Annotated in this window: 14 protein-coding genes; 6 read left to right on the top strand and 8 right to left on the bottom strand. The window is 72.0% G+C overall.

The features are described 5' to 3' along the window. Positions 1 to 58 precede the first annotated feature (58 nt). Entirely contained in the window at positions 59 to 1,786 is a 1,728-nt protein-coding gene (locus AC3IPY_RS03240; RefSeq protein WP_489186640.1) for a molybdopterin-dependent oxidoreductase, read from the top strand. Between the two features lie 55 nt (positions 1,787 to 1,841). Continuing rightward, positions 1,842 to 2,852, top strand: coding sequence for an SDR family oxidoreductase (locus AC3IPY_RS03235; protein ID WP_489186638.1), 1,011 nt, complete (start codon positions 1,842 to 1,844; stop codon positions 2,850 to 2,852). Between the two features lie 4 nt (positions 2,853 to 2,856). Here AC3IPY_RS03235 and AC3IPY_RS03230 read toward each other — a convergent pair whose 3' ends face one another. The 7 genes from AC3IPY_RS03230 to AC3IPY_RS03200 form a co-directional block, all read right to left on the bottom strand. Next, a complete protein-coding gene (locus AC3IPY_RS03230; protein WP_489186637.1) occupies positions 2,857 to 3,888 on the bottom strand; it encodes a sugar phosphate isomerase/epimerase family protein in 1,032 nt (343 codons plus the stop codon). Next, a complete protein-coding gene (locus tag AC3IPY_RS03225; RefSeq protein WP_489186635.1) occupies positions 3,885 to 4,763 on the bottom strand; it encodes a sugar phosphate isomerase/epimerase family protein in 879 nt (292 codons plus the stop codon). The genes AC3IPY_RS03230 and AC3IPY_RS03225 overlap by 4 nt, the downstream gene beginning before the upstream one ends. A 146-nt stretch (positions 4,764 to 4,909) precedes the next feature. After that, positions 4,910 to 6,121 (bottom strand): substrate-binding domain-containing protein, encoded by a 1,212-nt coding sequence (locus AC3IPY_RS03220; protein WP_489186634.1) that lies wholly within the window; start codon positions 6,119 to 6,121, stop codon positions 4,910 to 4,912. Next, complete coding sequence (locus tag AC3IPY_RS03215; RefSeq protein ID WP_489186632.1) at positions 6,121 to 7,311, bottom strand: ABC transporter permease; 1,191 nt, start codon at positions 7,309 to 7,311, stop codon at positions 6,121 to 6,123. Before AC3IPY_RS03215 ends, AC3IPY_RS03220 begins: the two co-directional genes overlap by 1 nt. Then, the gene (locus AC3IPY_RS03210; protein WP_489186630.1) at positions 7,308 to 8,414 is read right to left on the bottom strand and encodes an ABC transporter permease; all 1,107 of its coding nucleotides are present in this window, start codon (positions 8,412 to 8,414) and stop codon (positions 7,308 to 7,310) included. The genes AC3IPY_RS03215 and AC3IPY_RS03210 overlap by 4 nt, the downstream gene beginning before the upstream one ends. Beyond that, positions 8,411 to 10,018 carry a sugar ABC transporter ATP-binding protein gene (locus AC3IPY_RS03205; RefSeq protein ID WP_489186628.1) on the bottom strand — a complete coding sequence of 536 codons (1,608 nt, stop codon included), beginning with the start codon at positions 10,016 to 10,018 and terminating at the stop codon, positions 8,411 to 8,413. The genes AC3IPY_RS03210 and AC3IPY_RS03205 overlap by 4 nt, the downstream gene beginning before the upstream one ends. Next, complete coding sequence (locus AC3IPY_RS03200) at positions 10,015 to 11,121, bottom strand: Gfo/Idh/MocA family protein (protein WP_489186626.1); 1,107 nt, start codon at positions 11,119 to 11,121, stop codon at positions 10,015 to 10,017. Before AC3IPY_RS03200 ends, AC3IPY_RS03205 begins: the two co-directional genes overlap by 4 nt. Positions 11,122 to 11,238: 117 nt before the next feature. On the opposite strand from AC3IPY_RS03200, the gene AC3IPY_RS03195 reads away from it, so the two are divergent. The 4 genes from AC3IPY_RS03195 (at position 11,239) to AC3IPY_RS03180 (ending at position 15,138) form a co-directional block, all read left to right on the top strand. After that, positions 11,239 to 12,426 carry an ROK family transcriptional regulator gene (locus AC3IPY_RS03195; protein WP_489186625.1) on the top strand — a complete coding sequence of 396 codons (1,188 nt, stop codon included), beginning with the start codon at positions 11,239 to 11,241 and terminating at the stop codon, positions 12,424 to 12,426. A gap of 50 nt (positions 12,427 to 12,476) precedes the next feature. Next, positions 12,477 to 13,178, top strand: a complete 702-nt coding sequence (locus AC3IPY_RS03190) for a YqaJ viral recombinase family protein (RefSeq protein WP_489186624.1) — start codon at positions 12,477 to 12,479, stop codon at positions 13,176 to 13,178. Then, complete coding sequence (locus AC3IPY_RS03185; RefSeq protein WP_489186622.1) at positions 13,175 to 13,960, top strand: alpha/beta fold hydrolase; 786 nt, start codon at positions 13,175 to 13,177, stop codon at positions 13,958 to 13,960. The genes AC3IPY_RS03190 and AC3IPY_RS03185 overlap by 4 nt, the downstream gene beginning before the upstream one ends. Positions 13,961 to 14,163: 203 nt before the next feature. Further along, entirely contained in the window at positions 14,164 to 15,138 is a 975-nt protein-coding gene (locus AC3IPY_RS03180) for an NADP-dependent oxidoreductase (RefSeq protein WP_489186621.1), read from the top strand. A gap of 70 nt (positions 15,139 to 15,208) precedes the next feature. Here AC3IPY_RS03180 and AC3IPY_RS03175 read toward each other — a convergent pair whose 3' ends face one another. Then, a complete protein-coding gene (locus AC3IPY_RS03175; RefSeq protein WP_489186619.1) occupies positions 15,209 to 16,171 on the bottom strand; it encodes an ArsR/SmtB family transcription factor in 963 nt (320 codons plus the stop codon). Between the last annotated feature and the right edge of the window lie 14 nt (positions 16,172 to 16,185).

The raw sequence follows: 16,185 nt of genomic DNA, 5'->3' as shown, positions 1-16,185 counted from the left end.
GCGCGGCCGTGTCGAACCACCTCCAGCGGGAGATCGTGCCCGCCCGATGGAGGCCGACATGCAGCACGCCGCGCAGCAACCCGTCCGAGCGAACGACGACGAGGGTGAATACGCGGGCCGCGCCGGCGGGTCGCGCCTGCGCTGGTGGTCGCTCGCCGCGCTCGCGGGCGTCGTCAGCGCGGGCGTGTTCCTCGCGGCGGCCGAGCTCGTCGCGTTCCTCGTGGCGCGCGACGGCAGCCCGATCCTCGCCGTCGGCTCGTTCGTCATCGACATCGTGCCGCAGTGGGCCAAAGAGCTCGCGATCGAGCTGTTCGGCGCGAACGACAAGCTCGCGCTGCTCGGCGGGCTCGGGCTCGCGGTGCTCGTGGCCGCAGGCGTCTCGGGCGTGCTGCAGTTCCTGCGTCCGCCGCTCGGTGCCGTCGCGCTCGGTCTGGCCGGCGCGCTCTCGCTCGCGGCCATCGTCACGCGCACCGGGGCGACGGCGTTCGCCTGGGCTCCGCCCCTCGTCGGCACCGCGGCCGGCATCCTCGTGCTGCAGTTGCTCGTGCGGCGGCTCCGGGCGTGGCACGACGGCGCGTCCGCCGTGGCGACCGCGTCCGCCGTGGCGACCGCCGACGCGGCGGGCGGCATCACGGCGAACGGCATCACCGCGGGCGACGCCGGCTCCGCTCCCCCCGATCCCGGCGAACGGGCGAAGCGCGGCCGGCCAGAGGCATCCGTCGACCGTCGCGGGTTCTTCGTGCTCGCCGGCATCGCCGCGGCATCCGCACTCGTCGTGGGGGTCGGCTCACGCGTGGCCGGAGCCGCGACGAGCTCGATCGCGGCGATCCGCAGGGCGCTGAAGCTGCCCGCCCCGAACTCGACCGTGACGATCCCAGAGGGCGCCGAACTCGACATCCCCGGCATCACGCCGCTGTACACGCCGAACGCCGACTTCTACCGGGTCGACACCGCGCTGACGGTGCCGTCCATCGATCCGGGAACGTGGCGGCTCGTGGTCGACGGCCTGGTCGGCGAGCGCGTGGAACTGGGCTTCGACGACCTCGTCGCGATGGGGCTCGACGAGTACTCGATCACGCTCACCTGCGTCTCGAACGAGGTCGGAGGCGACCTGCTCGGCACCGCGAAATGGCTCGGCGTGCCGGTGCGCGACGTGCTCGCGAGGGCGCGGCCCGCGGCCGACGCCGACATGGTGCTCTCGCGCAGCATCGACGGGTTCACGGCGTCGACGCCGCTCGCCTCGCTCACCGACGACGGGCTCGACGCGATCCTCGCGGTCGCGATGAACGGCGAGCCGCTGCCCCTCGAGCACGGCTTCCCGGTGCGCATGGTCGTGCCGGGCCTCTACGGGTACGTCTCGGCGACGAAGTGGCTCACCGAACTGAAGGTCACGCGCTTCGACGCCGACGAGGCGTACTGGACCCCGCGCGGCTACAGCGCGAAGGCGCCGATCAAGCTCTCGTCGCGCATCGACACGCCTCGCCTCGAGAAGGCGATCGACACCGGCACGACCGTCATCGCGGGTGTGGCGTGGGCGCAGACCGTGGGCATCGACCACGTCGAGGTCAAGATCGACGACGCCGCCTGGCAGCGGGCGACGCTCTCGAACCCCGTGAACGCCGACACCTGGGTGCAGTGGTTCCTCGAGTGGGAGGCCACGAGCGGCAACCACAACGTCACCGTGCGCGCCACCGACCGCGACGGCAACCTGCAGATCGAGGAACGTGCGCCGATCGCCCCCGACGGCTCGAGCGGCTGGCAACGACGGCTGGTCCGGGTGAACTGAGCCGGACGCACGGCGCGGGGTCGCGACATCCGCTCGGGCCTGACAGCATCGAGGGATGAGCAGCAAGCGCATCCTCTTCATCGGCGGCAGTGGCGTCATCAGCTCGGCCTGCGTGGCCAGGGCGGTCGACCTCGGGCACGAGGTGACCGTGCTGAACCGCGGGACCTCGTCGACGCTGCGGCCGCTGCCGGCCGGCGTGCGGTCGATCACCGCCGACATCCGCGAGCCCGACGCGGTGCGCGCCGCGCTCGGACGCGACACCGCGAGCCCGCTCGAGTTCGACGTCGTCTGCGAGTTCCTCGCGTTCACCCCCGAGCATGTGCGCACCGACCTCGAGCTGTTCGAGGGGCGCGTCGGGCAGTACGTCTTCATCAGCAGCGCCTCGGCGTACCAGACGCCGCCGAGCCGCCTGCCCGTGACCGAGTCGACGCCGCTCGTGAACCCCGAATGGCAGTACTCGCGCGACAAGATCGCCTGCGAGGACCTGCTCGTCGAGGCCGTTCGCGAACGCCGGTTCCCGGCGACGATCGTGCGTCCGTCGCACACCTACGACCGCACCCTGCTGCCGACGCTCGCCGGGTACACCGACCTCGCCCGCATGCGCGTCGGCAAGCCCGTGCTCGTGCACGGCGACGGCACGAGCCTCTGGACCATCACGCACCACCGCGACTTCGCGGTCGCGTTCGTCGGCCTCCTGGGCAATCCGTTCGCGATCGGCGACGCGTTCCACATCACGGGAGACCACGCCCCCACCTGGAACCAGATCTACGGGTGGCTCGCCGACGCCGCCGGGGTCGCGGAGCCCGAGCTCGTGCACGTGGCCTCCGAGACGATCGCGGCGGTGCACCCCGAGTGGGGCCCGGGCCTCATCGGCGACAAGGCGAACTCGATGGTGTTCGACAACGCGAAGGTGAAGGCCCTCGTGCCGGAGTTCGCGACGACGATCACCTTCGACGAGGGCGCCCGCGAGATCGTCGACTTCATCGATGCGACGCCGTCACTGCAGCGCATCGACGCCGAGGCGGACGCCGCGTTCGAGCGCATCCTCGCGCTGCCGCGCCGGTAGCGCGCTACTGGTTCGAGAACGCCGCGTCGAACGACGCCGTCGGCTTGGGCCACAGGAGCGAGCGGATGTAGCCGACGGCCTCCCCCGCCCCGTGCAGGCGATCCATGCCGGCGTCCTCCCACTCGACCGAGATCGGCCCGGTGTAGCCGATCGCGTCGAGCGCGCGGAAGGCGTCCTCCCACGGCACGTCGCCGTGCCCGGTCGAGACGAAGTCCCAGCCCCGGCGCGGGTCGCCCCATGGCAGGTGCGAGCCGAGCACGCCCGCGCGACCGTTCTGCGGCCGCATGCGCGTGTCCTTGCAGTCGACGTGGTAGATGCGGTCCGCGAACTCGACGATGAACGCGACCGGGTCGATGTTCTGCCACATCATGTGCGACGGGTCCCAGTTGAAGCCGAACGCCTCGCGGTGCCCGATCGCCTCGAGGGCGCGCACCGAGCTCCAGTAGTCGTAGGCGATCTCGCTCGGGTGCACCTCGTGCGCGAACCGCACGCCCTCGGCGTCGAAGACGTCGAGGATCGGGTTCCAGCGGTTCGCGAAGTCCTCGAACCCGCCCTCGATGACCGACGCCGGCACCGGAGGGAACATCGCCACGTACGGCCAGATCGACGAGCCGGTGAAGCCCACCACGGTGTCGACGCCGAGCTTGCGCGCCACGCGCGCCGAGCGCTGCATGTCGGCGGCGGCCCGCTGCCGCACGCCCTCGGCATCGCCGTCGCCCCAGACGTACGGGCGCACGATCGCCTCGTGCCGGAAGTCGATGGGCGCATCGCACACCGCCTGCCCCGCGAGGTGGTTCGAGATCGCGTACACTTCGAGGCCGTGCCGCTTCAGGATCTCGCGCCGCTCCTCGAGGTAGCCGGGCTCCTCGTCGGCGAGCTTCAGGTCGAGGTGGTCGCCGGAGCAGGCGATCTCGAGCCCGTCGTATCCCCACCCGGCGGCGAGACGTGCGACCTCCTCGAACGGGAGGTCGGCCCACTGGCCCGTGAAGAGCGTGATCGGGTGGCCGCCGGAGCGGCTCGTCGTGGCATCCGTCATCGTGATTCCCCGTGTTCCCTTTCGTTCTGCAGTGCTTCGAGATAGCGGATGCTGCGCTCGGCGAGCGCGTCCTGCGACGGTGCGAGCGGCCGCCACACCGAAGCCGCCACCGCGATGGTGTCGTTCTCGCCGGTGAACGACTCGAGCCCGAGCGCACCGTCGTAGCCGACGTCGTCGAGCGCGTCGAGGAAGGCCGGCCAGTCGAAGTGGTCGTCGCCGACGGCCCCCCGGTCGTTGCCGCACACCTGCACGTACGCGAGGTGTTCCCCTGCCGCGCGCACGGCGTCGCCGATGTGCTTCTCCTCGATGTTCAGGTGGTAGCTGTCGAGCGCGAGTCCGAGGCCCGGCCCGAGCAGCGGCCCCAGCACCTCGAGCGCCTGCTCGACGGTGTTGACGAGGCTCGTCTCGTAGCGGTTCAGCGGCTCGATCGCGAGGCGGATGCCGCCGCGCTCGGCCGCGCGCACGACCGGGGCGAGGCTCGCGCGAAGCTCGCGGGTGCGCTCGGCCCGCTCCTCGGCGTCCATGCGCCAGGTGCGCCCGGTGGCCGCGGTGAACGGACCGGCGACGACCGGGGCGCCGAGGCGCTCGGCGACGCCGATGCAGTGCACGAGGTAGTTCTGCGTCGCGACGACCTCGGAGCCGGGCGCGGCGATGAGGTTGCGTCCGGGTCCCATGGCCCCGATGACCACGGGGGCGAGCGCGTGCTCGGCGAGCACGTCGGCCGCGGCATCCGGAGACCAGTCCCCCGGCTGCTCGACCGGGAGCTCGATGGCGCCGAACCCCATGCCCGCCGCCTTCGCCGCGATCTCGCGGAGCGAGGCGTCGTCGAGCGGAGAGGTCCAGACCCAGGTGTTGACGCCGATGGTGCGGCGCATGCTGCCTCCTTGCAGACGGGTTCGCCGGTCGAGTAGCGGCGGAGCCGCGTGTCGAGACCAGTGTGTCAGGTCTCGATACGGCCCCGGCGGGCCCACTCGACCGGCGGTCGTCACCCTCTCGGGCTAGTCGTCCAGGTCGATCCCGGTCACGGGATGATCCGGTCCTCCCAGACCTGCGGGTAGCCGGGCAGGTCCTCGCCGCCGAACTTCGCGTAGTGGCCGTCGGGCATGTTCTCGTTCAGCGCGAGGTACTCGTCGACCTCCTCCGCGGTGATGGGGCTCTGCGGGAGCACCCACTCGCTCGGGACCTCTTCGCCCGCGAAGATCTTCTGGGCGGCGAGGAGCGGCGTGCGCCACTGGAAGTTCGAGTACACGGGTGCGAGACCCGTGAGCCCGGTGTCCTTCCACTTGCGCAGGAAGCTCATCTCGTCTTCACCCGTCATGACGGGGTAGTCGACGCCGGCGTCCTCGAACGCCTCGATGGCCGCGACCGCGCCGTCGCCGGCATCCATCCAGATGCCCTTGACGTCGCCCTTGGCGAGCTCGTCGGAGATGATCTTCTTGATCTCGGTCGGGTCGGCTCCGGTGAAGTAGTCGACCGCCTCGATGCCGGCCTCGTCGAACAGCTTCTCGGCCGCGGCCCAGCGCTGTTCGAGCACGTCGACGCCCGGGAGGATGCGCAGCGCCACGACCTTGTCGCCCTCTTCGAGCTCGTCGATGAGGAACTCGGCCGTGTCGATGCCCCACGCGAATCCGCCGATGGGGTGGATGAACGTGACCGGGCAGTCGGTCTGCACGCCGCGGTCGAAGACCACGACGGGCTTGCCGGTGTCGCAGGCACGCTCGACCGCCGGCGTCATGGCCGCCGTCGAGTTCGGCGAGATGAGGAAGATGTCGCAGTCGCCGTCGGTGATGAAGTAGTCGATGTCGGCGATCTGCGTGTCATCGGAGTCCTGCGCGTCGCGGGTCTCCATCTCGGAGATGGCGCCCGCGTCCTGCAGCACCTCGAGCTGCTGGTTCATGGTGATCCAGCCGGTCGTGCGCCACGGGTTGGAGATCGACGCGTTCGCGAAGCACGCCTTCTTCGCGCCGTCGCTCTTGAACTCGGTCGTGTCGATCATCTCGGCGTTGATGTGCTGGAGCCATGGCTGGCCCTCCGGTCCTTCGGGCACGACGTCGCGCTCGGCGTCCTGCTTGTCGAAGAGCTCCTGGTCGAACCACTCGACCGATTCCTCCGTGGCAGCGGTGTCGTCGTCCGACGGCGGTGCGGCCACATTGGGGTCGGTGGTACATCCGGCGAGCGTGAACAGCGCGAGAGCGCCGACCATGGCTGATACCACGGTGATCCTGCGTCGCATCACGAACCTCCCTTGGTTTCGTTGTCAGCCCTCTGCGTCGAGGGAATGGGTGCAGGGCGAGCCGAAACCTCGGTGGGATCGGGCTCCTTCGCCACGGGTGGTGCGGGCGAAGTCTGGTCCACCGGGGCGGTGCCGGGTGGGGTCCGGCCGGTCGGCTCGAGGGCCGCCGGAGTCTCGAGGGCGCGGCCGCGACGGCGGGCCCTGACGGTCGTGGCGGCATAGGCCACGGCGAGGATGATGATGGCGCCCTGGACGGCATCGCGGTAGGTCGAGGGCACGCCCGCGAAGTTCAGCAGCGTGAACAGCGCCTCGAGGGCGAAGGCTCCGGCCGCGGCCGCGACGACCCAGCCCCGGCCTCCGCCGAGCACGACGCCGCCGAGCACGACCGCGGTGATCGCGGTGAACTCGTAGCCGCGGCCGACGCTCGGGTGCACGCCCGCATAGCCGACGAGCAGGATGCCGGCGACCGTCGCCGAGAGCGAGGAGATGATGAACGTCGAGGTCTTCACCCACCAGTTGCGGGCGCCGGCGTAGCGCACGGTCGTCGCGTTGTCGCCGAGCGCGATGATGGTGCGCCCGAACGGCCGCCGAGCGAACCAGATCGCGAGGGCGAGCACGACCGCGAGCACCACGACCGCCCACGGCAGGATGTCGATGACCGGCAGGTTGCGGATGCCGCCGCGCCCGACCTCGCGGAACGCGTCGGCGGGGTTGCCCGTCGCCGCGCCGCCCGTCCAGTACAGGACGCCCCCGAGGAGGGCGAGCATCATGCCAAGGGTGACGATGAAGCTCGGCACCCGGAGGAACGAGACGATGAGTCCGTTGACGAGGCCGACGAGCGCGCCGAACACGAACATGAAGATCGTCACCGGCACGATCTTGGCGTCGTCCTGGCCGATGAGGTTGCCGGCGATCACGACCTGCGCGGTGACGACGGAGCCCATGGAGAGGTCGAACTCGCCGCCGACGATCACGAAGTACTGCCCGATCGCGACGATGGCGACGGGGGCGACGCGCTGGATGAAGCGGATGAACTGGCTCGGTTCGGCGAACGACGGGTTGAGCACCGCGATCATGACGAGCAGCACGATGAGCAGCAGGAACACGGCGCCGCGCGGGCTGACGAGCGTGCGGCCGAGGCTCGCGAGGCGGTCGAGCAGCGAGGGCTGCGCCTGGGTGGTGGCGGTCATGCCTTCGCCTCCGATCGGGCGGCCGTGTCGGATGCCGCGGGGCCCGCGGCGGTCGAGGGAGGGGCGGATGCCGCGGAGCCGGGTCCGAAGCGGGGTCGGCGCCGATCGAGCTGACGGCTCGTGTACACCGCGACCGCGGCGACGATGACGATGCCGCGCACGACGTCCTTCAGGAACGGGTTCACCTGCATGACGCTCATGACGTTGTCGACCACGGCGAAGATCGCGACGCCGCCGACGGTGCCCCAGATCGACCCGCGGCCGCCCATGAGCAGGGTGCCGCCGAGCACGACCGCGGCGATCGAGAGCAGGTCGTAGCCGCCCTGAGTGCCGACCGTCGGGCTTCCGACGCCGAGTCGGCTCGCGAGCAGCAGGCCCGCGAACGCGGCGGTGATCGAGCAGAGCATGTGGGCGACGATGACCGGGCGGGCGGTGCGGATGCCCGAGAGCCGTGCGACCTGCTCGTTGCCGCCGACCGCGAACATGTGGTTGCCGGTGCGGGTGCGGGCCAGGAAGAACGCGCCGGCGAGCGCCACCGCGAGCATCAGGATCGTCGAGATCGGCACGGGTCCGACGCCGGTCGCGCCGATGAGCTGGAACTCCCACGGCACCTGGCCGCTCGTGCCCTTGTAGTTGGAGTCGAGGTAGCCCTTGATGATGAGGCCGGTGCCGAGCGTGGCGATGAAGCCGTTGACCTTGAGCTTGGTGACGATGAGCCCGTTGACCAGTCCGATGACCGCGGCCGTCACGATCACGGCGAGCACGGCGACGGGGATGTTCGCGGGGTCGCCGGCCATGAGGTCGGCGGCGATGAGGCTCGAGAGGCTCACCACGTAGGGCACCGACAGGTCGAGCGAGGCGCAGAGGATGACGAGTGTCTGGCCGATCGCGACGAACCCGAGCACGCTCATGCCCGTGAGGATGTCGCGGATGTTGCCGGCGCTGAAGAAGTTGCGTCCGACGCTCGCGACGAGGATCGCACCGATCACGATGATGGCGACGAGCGCGATGCCCACGATGAGGCTGGAGTCGAGGCGGCGGCGTCGGCGCTTGGTGGCCGGCGGCCGTGCGGCCGGCGTGGTCGGGGTGGCGGGGGCGCTCATCGGGTCTCCTCGCCCTCGATACGCGGATGGCCCCCGACGCGGAGCGTTCCCTCGACCCGCAGCGCGCCGTCGACGCGCAGCGTGCCCGTCGCCGCCGAGAGGATCGTGGCCTCGTCGCTCTTCGCGGGGAGCTCCGCCGAGGCGCGTCCGTCGTGCATCACGACGATGCGATCGGACATGCCGATCACCTCCGGCAGCTCCGACGAGATCATGAGCATGGCGACGCCCTCCTTCGCGAGCCGGCGCATGAGCTGGTAGACGGCGACCTTGGCGCCGACGTCGATGCCGCGGGTCGGCTCGTCGAGCAGCACGACGCCGGGCTTCGTGGCGAGCCACTTGGCGAGCACGACCTTCTGCTGGTTGCCGCCCGAGAGGTACTGCACCTCCTGGTCGACGCCCTGCGAGGCGACCTCGAGCGAGGTGAGCACTCCGGGGAGCTCGCGCCTGACCTCCCGCGTTCGGCGCGAGAACACGGACCGGATGACGAGCAGCGCGTTGTCGACGACCGACTGGTTGAGGGCGAGGCCCTGCGCCTTGCGGTCCTCGGTGATGAGCGCGACCCCGGCCTTCACGGCCTGCCGGGCGCCCGTCATGCGCACAACCCGGCCGTCGAGCCGCATCTCGCCGCGGGTGAACGGCGTGATGCCGAAGATGCCCTCGAGCAGTTCGGTGCGCCCCGAACCCTGGAGGCCGGCGACGCCGACGATCTCGCCCGCCCTGAGTTCGAGGTCGACGCCGTCGACGTACCCGTTGCCCGCGCCGCGCAGCACGAGGCGCGGCTCGCCGACGAGCGTGCCCGCTTCGGCATCGGGGAAGTAGGCGGAGATCGGTCGCCCGACCATGCGGCGCACGAGCTCGTCGGTGTCGAGCTCGGCGGCGGGGCCGGTCGAGACGAGCGCACCGTCCTTCAGCACGGTGATGGTGTCGCAGAGGTCGAAGATCTCCTTGAGGCGGTGCGAGACGTAGAGGATCGCGACGCCGCGCTCGGCGAGCCGGCGCACGATCGCGTAGAGCAGGGCGACCTCGTGGTCGGCGAGGGCCGCGGTCGGCTCGTCCATCTGGATGACGCGCGCGTCGACCGCGAGCGCCTTCACGATCTCGACGATCTGCTGCTCGGCGACGGTGAGCGTGCGCACGGGTGCGTCGGGGTCGATGCCGTCGATGCCGAGCTCGGCGAGGAGCTCGCGCGTCTCGCGTTCCATGGCCTTGCGGTCGACGAGACCGCGGCGCTTGGGCTCGCGCCCGAGGAAGACGTTCTGCGCGACCGTGCGCTCGGGCAGCAGGTTGAACTCCTGGAACACGGTGGCGAGGCCCGCGTGCGCCGCCTCGACGGGGTGGGAGAACCGCACCTCGCTGCCGCCCAGGGTGATCGAACCGGCGTCGCGCTCGTAGACGCCCGCGAGGATCTTCATGAAGGTCGACTTGCCCGCGCCGTTCTCGCCGACGAGGCCGTGCACCTCGCCCGGTCGCAGCGTGAGTCCGACGCCGCGGAGCACCGTGACGCCGAAGAACGACTTCTCGAGGCCCTCGGCCACGAGCACGGGCTCGCGTTCGGCGACCGGCCGAGCCGCGGCATCCGCCGTCTGCCCGTGCTGCGCGCTCATGCGGCCACCTCCGCCCAGGTTCCGGATGCCGCGGACCTCAGCACCGCGTCGGTCACGCGCACCGCGCGAGCGCCGTCGGCGAAGCCCGGCAGGCCGTCGGGCGACGCACCGGCGATGGCCGCGTAGACATCGGCGACGAAGGCGTTGAAGGCGTCTTGGTAGCCCATCGGATGCCCGGCCGGCACGAGCGAGAGGCGGGCGGCGTCGGGGGCGAGTCGTGCGGGGTCGCGCTCGATGAGCGTCGAGGCCTCGGCCCGGCCCACCCAGAGGCGGTCGGGCCGCTCCTGCTCGAAGCGCACGCTCGCGTCGGTGCCCGAGAGCTCGATCGAGAGGGCGTTCTTGCGGCCGGGCGCCACCTGCGAGACGAGGAGCGTGCCGACGGCGCCGGAGGCGAGCTCGACGACGACGGCCACGAGGTCTTCGGTGGCGATGTCGACGTTGGTGGTGCGCCGATCGTAGACGGTGCGGATGGTCGAGTTCAGGCGCACGATGCGGTCGCCCGCGACGAACTCGACGAGGTCGACGAGGTGCGAGCCGATGTCGGCGAACGCGCGAGACGGGCCGCCGAGTGCGCGGTCGACGCGCCAGTCGTCGTCGTGCGGGGTCGCGAGCCAGTCCTGCAGGTAGGCGCCGTGCACGCTGAGGAGGCGGCCGGTCTCGCCCGCGGCGACCCTGGCCCTGGCCTCTCGCGCCATCGGGTGGAACCGGTACACGAAGGGCACGGCGGCCACGAGCCCGCGGTCGGCGGCGAGCGAGCGGAGGCGCTCGGCATCGGCGACCGTGGTGGCCAGCGGCTTCTCGCAGATGACGTGCTTGCCCGCCGCGAGGGCGGCCTCGGCGATCGCGGCGTGCGTCGTATTGGGAGTGCACACGTGCACCACGTCGATGTCGGGATCAGCGAGGAGCTCGTCGACCGAGCGGAAGGCGTTGCCGAGGCCGAGCCGCTCGACCGCGGCGGATGCCCGCTCGGGCGAGGACGACGCGCCGCCCGTGAGATCGGCCCCGGCGGCCCGTGCGGCCCTGGAGTGCACGGTGGCCATGAAGCCGGCGCCGACGAAGCCGGCGCGGAGGGTTCGCGCCGAGGCGGTGACGTCCGTTGTCATGTCGGTCATGCTGACACAGCGGCGGCAGCTTTTGCTAGTCCTTCGGCAAAAGTTGTTCGGGTCGTGACATGTTCGTTACCGAAGCATCGATGAAGACGGTGTGCTTTACTTCATTCCATGGTGGACATCAGCCGAGGTTCGGCCCTCGGCGCTTCAGGGGCGAGCGAGCTCTTCCAGCTGCTCCGCGACGGCGCGCCGCGCACGCGCGCCTCGCTCGCGCAGACCACCGGCCTCGCGAGGTCGACCGTGGCCGCGCGCGTCGACGAGCTCATGCGGCTCGGCCTCGTGACCCCCGTCGCCGATGCCGCCTCCACCGGCGGGCGCCCGCCGTCGCAGTTCGCCCTGAACCCGTCGGCGCGCATCGTGCTCGCCGCCGACCTCGGCGCCTCGCATGCCACGCTCGCCGTCACCGACCTCGAGGGCTCGGTGCTCGCCCAGCACGGCGAGCCCATGGACATCACCGACGGACCAGAGGCGGTGCTCGGCTGGATGGTCGGCGCCGCGCACGACCTCATCGACGGCCTCGGCCGCGATCGCGGCGACCTCGCGGCCATCGGCATCGGGGTGCCCGGCCCCGTCGAGCACGACAGCGGCCGGCCGGTCAACCCTCCGATCATGCCCGGCTGGGACCGCTTCGACGTGCCCGGCTGGGTGCAGCAGCACCTCGAGGTGCCCGTGCTCGTCGACAACGACGTGAACATCATGGCGCTCGGCGAACGCGCCCTCGCCTGGCCGCAGGTCGAGCACCTCGTGTTCGTGAAGGTCGCGACCGGCATCGGCTCGGGCATCATCTCGGGCGGCCTCCTGCAGCGCGGCGCCCAGGGCATCGCCGGCGACCTCGGGCATGTGCGCGTCGCGCGCGGCGCCGACGTGCCGTGCCACTGCGGCAACCGCGGATGCCTCGAGGCCCTCGCCTCGGGCCCCGCGATCGCGCGGGCGCTCCGCGAACAGGGCGTCGACGCCCGCACCGGCTCCGACGTCGTCGAACTCGTCAAGCGCGGCGACCTCGACGCGATCCAGGCCGTGCGCCAGGCCGGACGGGACATCGGCGAGGTGCTCACCGCCTGCGTGAGCCTCGTGAATCCCTCGGTCATCGCGATCGGCGGCTCGATGGCGCGCGCCGGCGAGCACCTCATCGCCGGGGTGCGAGAGGTCGTCTACACGCGTTCGATGCCGCTGGCCACCGAGCACCTCGCCATCGTGCAGTCGGCCGCCGCCGAGAACGCCGCCGTGCTCGGCGGTGCCATGCTCGCGATCCACCACGCCCTCTCCCCAGAGGGCATCGTGGCACTCGCGTCGCGCTGACACGCCAGACGGGCCCGCCGAGGGTGGGCGGCCCGCGCTACGCTCGTTCCGTGCCCGACTCCCCCTTCGCGCTCTTCGATCTCACGCCGTCAGGCGAGATCCGCGAGAGCATCGCGCCTCCCGCGCGGCTCCCGCACGAGACGCGGGTCGTGGCCGACTCCACCGACCGCGTCGCCTGGCTCCGAGCGCGGTCGCAGGGCGTGACCGCGACCGATGCCGCGAAGCTCGCCACCCGGGCCTCCGTGAAGTCGACCGCATGGGAGAAACTGCACGGTTCGCCCCGCAGCTTCGGCGGCAGCCGCTACACCGACCACGGGCGCGAACGCGAGCCCGTGATCGCCGAGTGGGCGGCCCGCACGCACGGCATGTCGCATTCGTCGCTGCTCTACCACGCGGCATCCGACCGCCGTCATCTCGCGACGCCCGACGGCCTGCGCGTCGAGGGCGGCGTGCTCGAGCTCTGCGAGATCAAGACCACGTCCAAGCCGTGGCGGGCCGTGCCCCGCAGCTACCTGCGGCAGGTGTGGTGGCAGCAGTACGTGCTCGGCGCCGAGCGCACGCTCATCGTCTGGGAGCAGCACGACGACTTCGTGCCCGTCGCCCCCGAACCGCTGTGCCGGTGGATCGAGCGCGACGACGACCAGATCGCGATCCTCGTGTCGCTCGCCGACGAACTGCTCGACGCCCTGCGTCCGGCCCAGGCCCCCGCGCAGGAGGCGCGAGCCGCGTTCCGGCCGAGCGTGCTCGCATGACGACGGTCCTCCTGCACGGCCTGGGTGCCGACCGCCGCCAGCCGCTGACCCTGCTCGAGCCGATGCTGCGCGAGGTCTCGAACGACGACGAGCTCATCATCGCCCCAGACGTGCGCGCCCACGGCGGGTTCCTCGAGGTCGGCGAGGCAGCCGACTTCGCCATCGACGCGCTCGCCGCCGAGGTCGCCGCGGCGGTGCGCCACGGCATCGACGAGGCCGGCGGCTCGCACGAGCAGCCGGTCACCGTCCTCGGCATCTCCATGGGCGCCGCGCTCGCGCTGCGCATCACGCTCGACGAACTGCTCCCGGTGGAGCGCGCGGTGTTCATCCGCCCCTCGTTCGACGACCGGCCGCTGCCCGAGAACCTGCGGGCCTTCCCCGTCATCGGGCAGGTGCTCGCCGACGCGGGCCCCTCTGGCGCGGCCGAGTTCCAGGAGCGCGAGGTCTACCATCGTGTGGCCGAGGTGTCGCCGCTCGGGGCGCGGGGCCTGCTCGCGCAATTCACCGCACCGGATGCCGCGCGGCGGGCCATGCGGCTCGTCGAGATCCCGCGCAACCGGGCGTTCCGCGACGACGACGAGCTCGCCGAACTCGAGACCCGAGGCATTCGCTCGCTCGTGGTCGGGGCGCTCCGCGACCCCGTGCACCCCATGCCCACGGCCGAGCGGTGGGCGGCCGGCACCGCATCGCCCATGCTCGTGCTGCCCGCGCGAGACGACGGGCCCGCCGCGCAGGCGCATGTGCTCACCGAGCAGGTCGCCCGCTGGATGGTGAACTTCTAGCGCTGCCGCCGCGCGCCCTGTCGCCGCGCCACGCGCCCGCCGCCGCGCCGGACGACCTCATGCCGCGTGACGACCTTTCGCCCCGCGCCCGCGGGCGTCGTCTGATGGCAAAAGGACGTCACACCGACGGGACCCGAGCGCAGGCGGCGACATCCGGGCGCAGCCTGGTGGCGGCGACGGGGGCGGGCCGGGAGGATGGAGCCATGACCGACACGATGCGCGCCCTGGTGATCGACCGCACGGGCGAAGCCGATGAGCTCCACCTCGCCGACGTGCCGAAGCCCGTGCGGGTGAGCGACGAGGTCGTCGTGCGGGTCATCGCCGCGGGCGTGAACCCGATCGACGCCAAGACGCGCGCCGGTCGCGGCGTGTCCGCGGCCATCGGGGCGTACCCGGCCGTGCTCGGCAACGACTTCGCGGGCATCGTCGAGACGGTGCCGTACGCCGGCCACCCGCTGCACGTCGGCGACCGGGTCTACGGCGCCGCCCGCCCGCCGCGCACCTCTGGCAGCCACGCCGAGTTCGTGACCGTCTCGTCGATGAGCGTCGCGCCGATGCCCGCGTCGCTCGGCTTCGTCGAGGCCGCCGCGCTGCCGATCGCGGCGCTCACCGCGTGGGGCGCGGTCGTCGACGTGGCGCGGGTGCACGACGGGCAGCGCGTGCTCGTGCACGCGGGTGCGGGCGGCGTCGGACATCTCGCGGTGCAGCTGGCGGCGTACTTCGGTGCGCGCGTCACGGCGACCTGCTCGGCCGCGAACGTCGAGTTCGTCGAGGGGCTGGGCGCCGAGCATGTCATCGACTACCGCGCCGAGCGGTTCGAGGAGGTCGCCGGCGAGCAGGACGTCGTCATCGACCTCATCGGCAACGTGAAGGACGACACCGGCACCCGATCCCTCGAGGTGCTCCGCCGCGACGGGCTCATCGTCAACGTGCCCACCGGATCGTGGCCGACCATGGCCGAAGAGGCCGCGGCACGGGGCATCCGCTCGACCGGGTACTCCTGCTCGCCCGACGCGCGCACGCTCGCCGTGCTCACCCGGCTCGTCGACGACGGGGCGCTGCGCGTGCACGTCGACCGAGAGCTGGCGCTCGCCGATGGCGCCGAGGCGCACCGGCTCATCGAGGGCGGTCACGTGCGCGGCAAGGTCGTGCTGCGCGTCGCGCCCGATCCCGAATAGCGCGGCGGTGCGGACGAGCGGATGCCGCGGCATCCGCTCGCTCGTCGGGTTCGGCCCGTCTTGCGAGCCCTCAGACCGCACCCGTCGCGAGCAGGGCCGACCCCAGCTCGCTGCGTAGATAGAGCACGCTGCGGCCGTAGCGCGTGCTGACGAGCAGGCCCGCGTCGCGGAGCACGCGCAGGTGCTGGTTGACCGCCGAGGCGCTGACGCCGAAGCGCACGCCGAGCTCGGTCGACGACGCCGGGTCGGCGAGCGCGGTGAGCAGTGCCGCGCGCGTCTCGCCGAGCACCGCGGCGACGGCGGCGGGGTTGGCGACGCGCTCGGTCTCCCAGAGCGCGCCCTGCCCGCGGGCCGAGTACATGATCATGGGCGGGCCGTCGCCCACCGGTGCCGACGCCCGGCGCGTGAACATCGTCGGCACGAGCGTGAGGCCCTCGCCGTCGATCGCCTGCGTGCGCTCGGCCGGGTCGCGCAGGTGCACGACGACCACGCCGTGCTCGTACTCGACGCGCGGCGGCGCGAGGTGGTTCAACATCGACGCGACGCCCGACTGCGCGATCTGGCGCCCGCGGAAGACGATGTCGGCCTCGAGCACGGCGCGCATGCGCGGCCAGTACGGCTCGAAGCAGGTCTCCCAGAGCTGGCGCAGCGTGGTGATGATGCGGTTCAGCGCGCGCTCGGGCGAGCCTGCGAACACGTCGGGCACGTGGCCGTGCACCGCCACGAGATCGGCGCGGAACACCTCGGGCGGCGTCGCCGCGAGCGCACGGAGCTCGTCTTCGAGGCGCGTCAGCGGCGACGTGGGCCTGGGGTTCAGGAAGTCGGGCGTCCAGAGGCGGTCGTCGATGAGCCCCATGAGCACGCGCTGGTCGAGCCTGGCCCTGGCCGCCTCGGTGCGGCGCAGCCAGCCGAGCTGCAGCGGAAACCTCGAGGGGTCGCGGATCGCGCGGATCGACAGCCCGAGCTCGCACAGCGGCGAGAGGCCGAAGCGCACGGATCCGACGTCGTCCTCGGTCATCAGGTAGCGCAACATGTAGCACTACGCTA

The sequence above is a fragment of the Agromyces sp. GL_144 genome (assembly GCF_057834305.1).
This window is presented reverse-complemented; position numbering and strand designations above follow the sequence as displayed.

What these genes read in the sequence shown, in the direction of transcription:
- AC3IPY_RS03220 (WP_489186634.1), bottom strand. Translation starts at nt 6,121, where the DNA reads ATGCGACGCAGGATCACCGTGGTATCAGCCATGGTCGGCGCTCTCGCG.
- AC3IPY_RS03225 (WP_489186635.1), bottom strand. Translation starts at nt 4,763, where the DNA reads ATGCGCCGCACCATCGGCGTCAACACCTGGGTCTGGACCTCTCCGCTC.
- AC3IPY_RS03200 (WP_489186626.1), bottom strand. Translation starts at nt 11,121, where the DNA reads ATGACAACGGACGTCACCGCCTCGGCGCGAACCCTCCGCGCCGGCTTC.
- AC3IPY_RS03195 (WP_489186625.1), top strand. Translation starts at nt 11,239, where the DNA reads ATGGTGGACATCAGCCGAGGTTCGGCCCTCGGCGCTTCAGGGGCGAGC.
- AC3IPY_RS03175 (WP_489186619.1), bottom strand. Translation starts at nt 16,171, where the DNA reads ATGTTGCGCTACCTGATGACCGAGGACGACGTCGGATCCGTGCGCTTC.
- AC3IPY_RS03210 (WP_489186630.1), bottom strand. Translation starts at nt 8,414, where the DNA reads ATGAGCGCCCCCGCCACCCCGACCACGCCGGCCGCACGGCCGCCGGCC.
- AC3IPY_RS03230 (WP_489186637.1), bottom strand. Translation starts at nt 3,888, where the DNA reads ATGACGGATGCCACGACGAGCCGCTCCGGCGGCCACCCGATCACGCTC.
- AC3IPY_RS03215 (WP_489186632.1), bottom strand. Translation starts at nt 7,311, where the DNA reads ATGACCGCCACCACCCAGGCGCAGCCCTCGCTGCTCGACCGCCTCGCG.
- AC3IPY_RS03185 (WP_489186622.1), top strand. Translation starts at nt 13,175, where the DNA reads ATGACGACGGTCCTCCTGCACGGCCTGGGTGCCGACCGCCGCCAGCCG.
- AC3IPY_RS03205 (WP_489186628.1), bottom strand. Translation starts at nt 10,018, where the DNA reads ATGAGCGCGCAGCACGGGCAGACGGCGGATGCCGCGGCTCGGCCGGTC.
- AC3IPY_RS03235 (WP_489186638.1), top strand. Translation starts at nt 1,842, where the DNA reads ATGAGCAGCAAGCGCATCCTCTTCATCGGCGGCAGTGGCGTCATCAGC.
- AC3IPY_RS03240 (WP_489186640.1), top strand. Translation starts at nt 59, where the DNA reads ATGCAGCACGCCGCGCAGCAACCCGTCCGAGCGAACGACGACGAGGGT.
- AC3IPY_RS03180 (WP_489186621.1), top strand. Translation starts at nt 14,164, where the DNA reads ATGACCGACACGATGCGCGCCCTGGTGATCGACCGCACGGGCGAAGCC.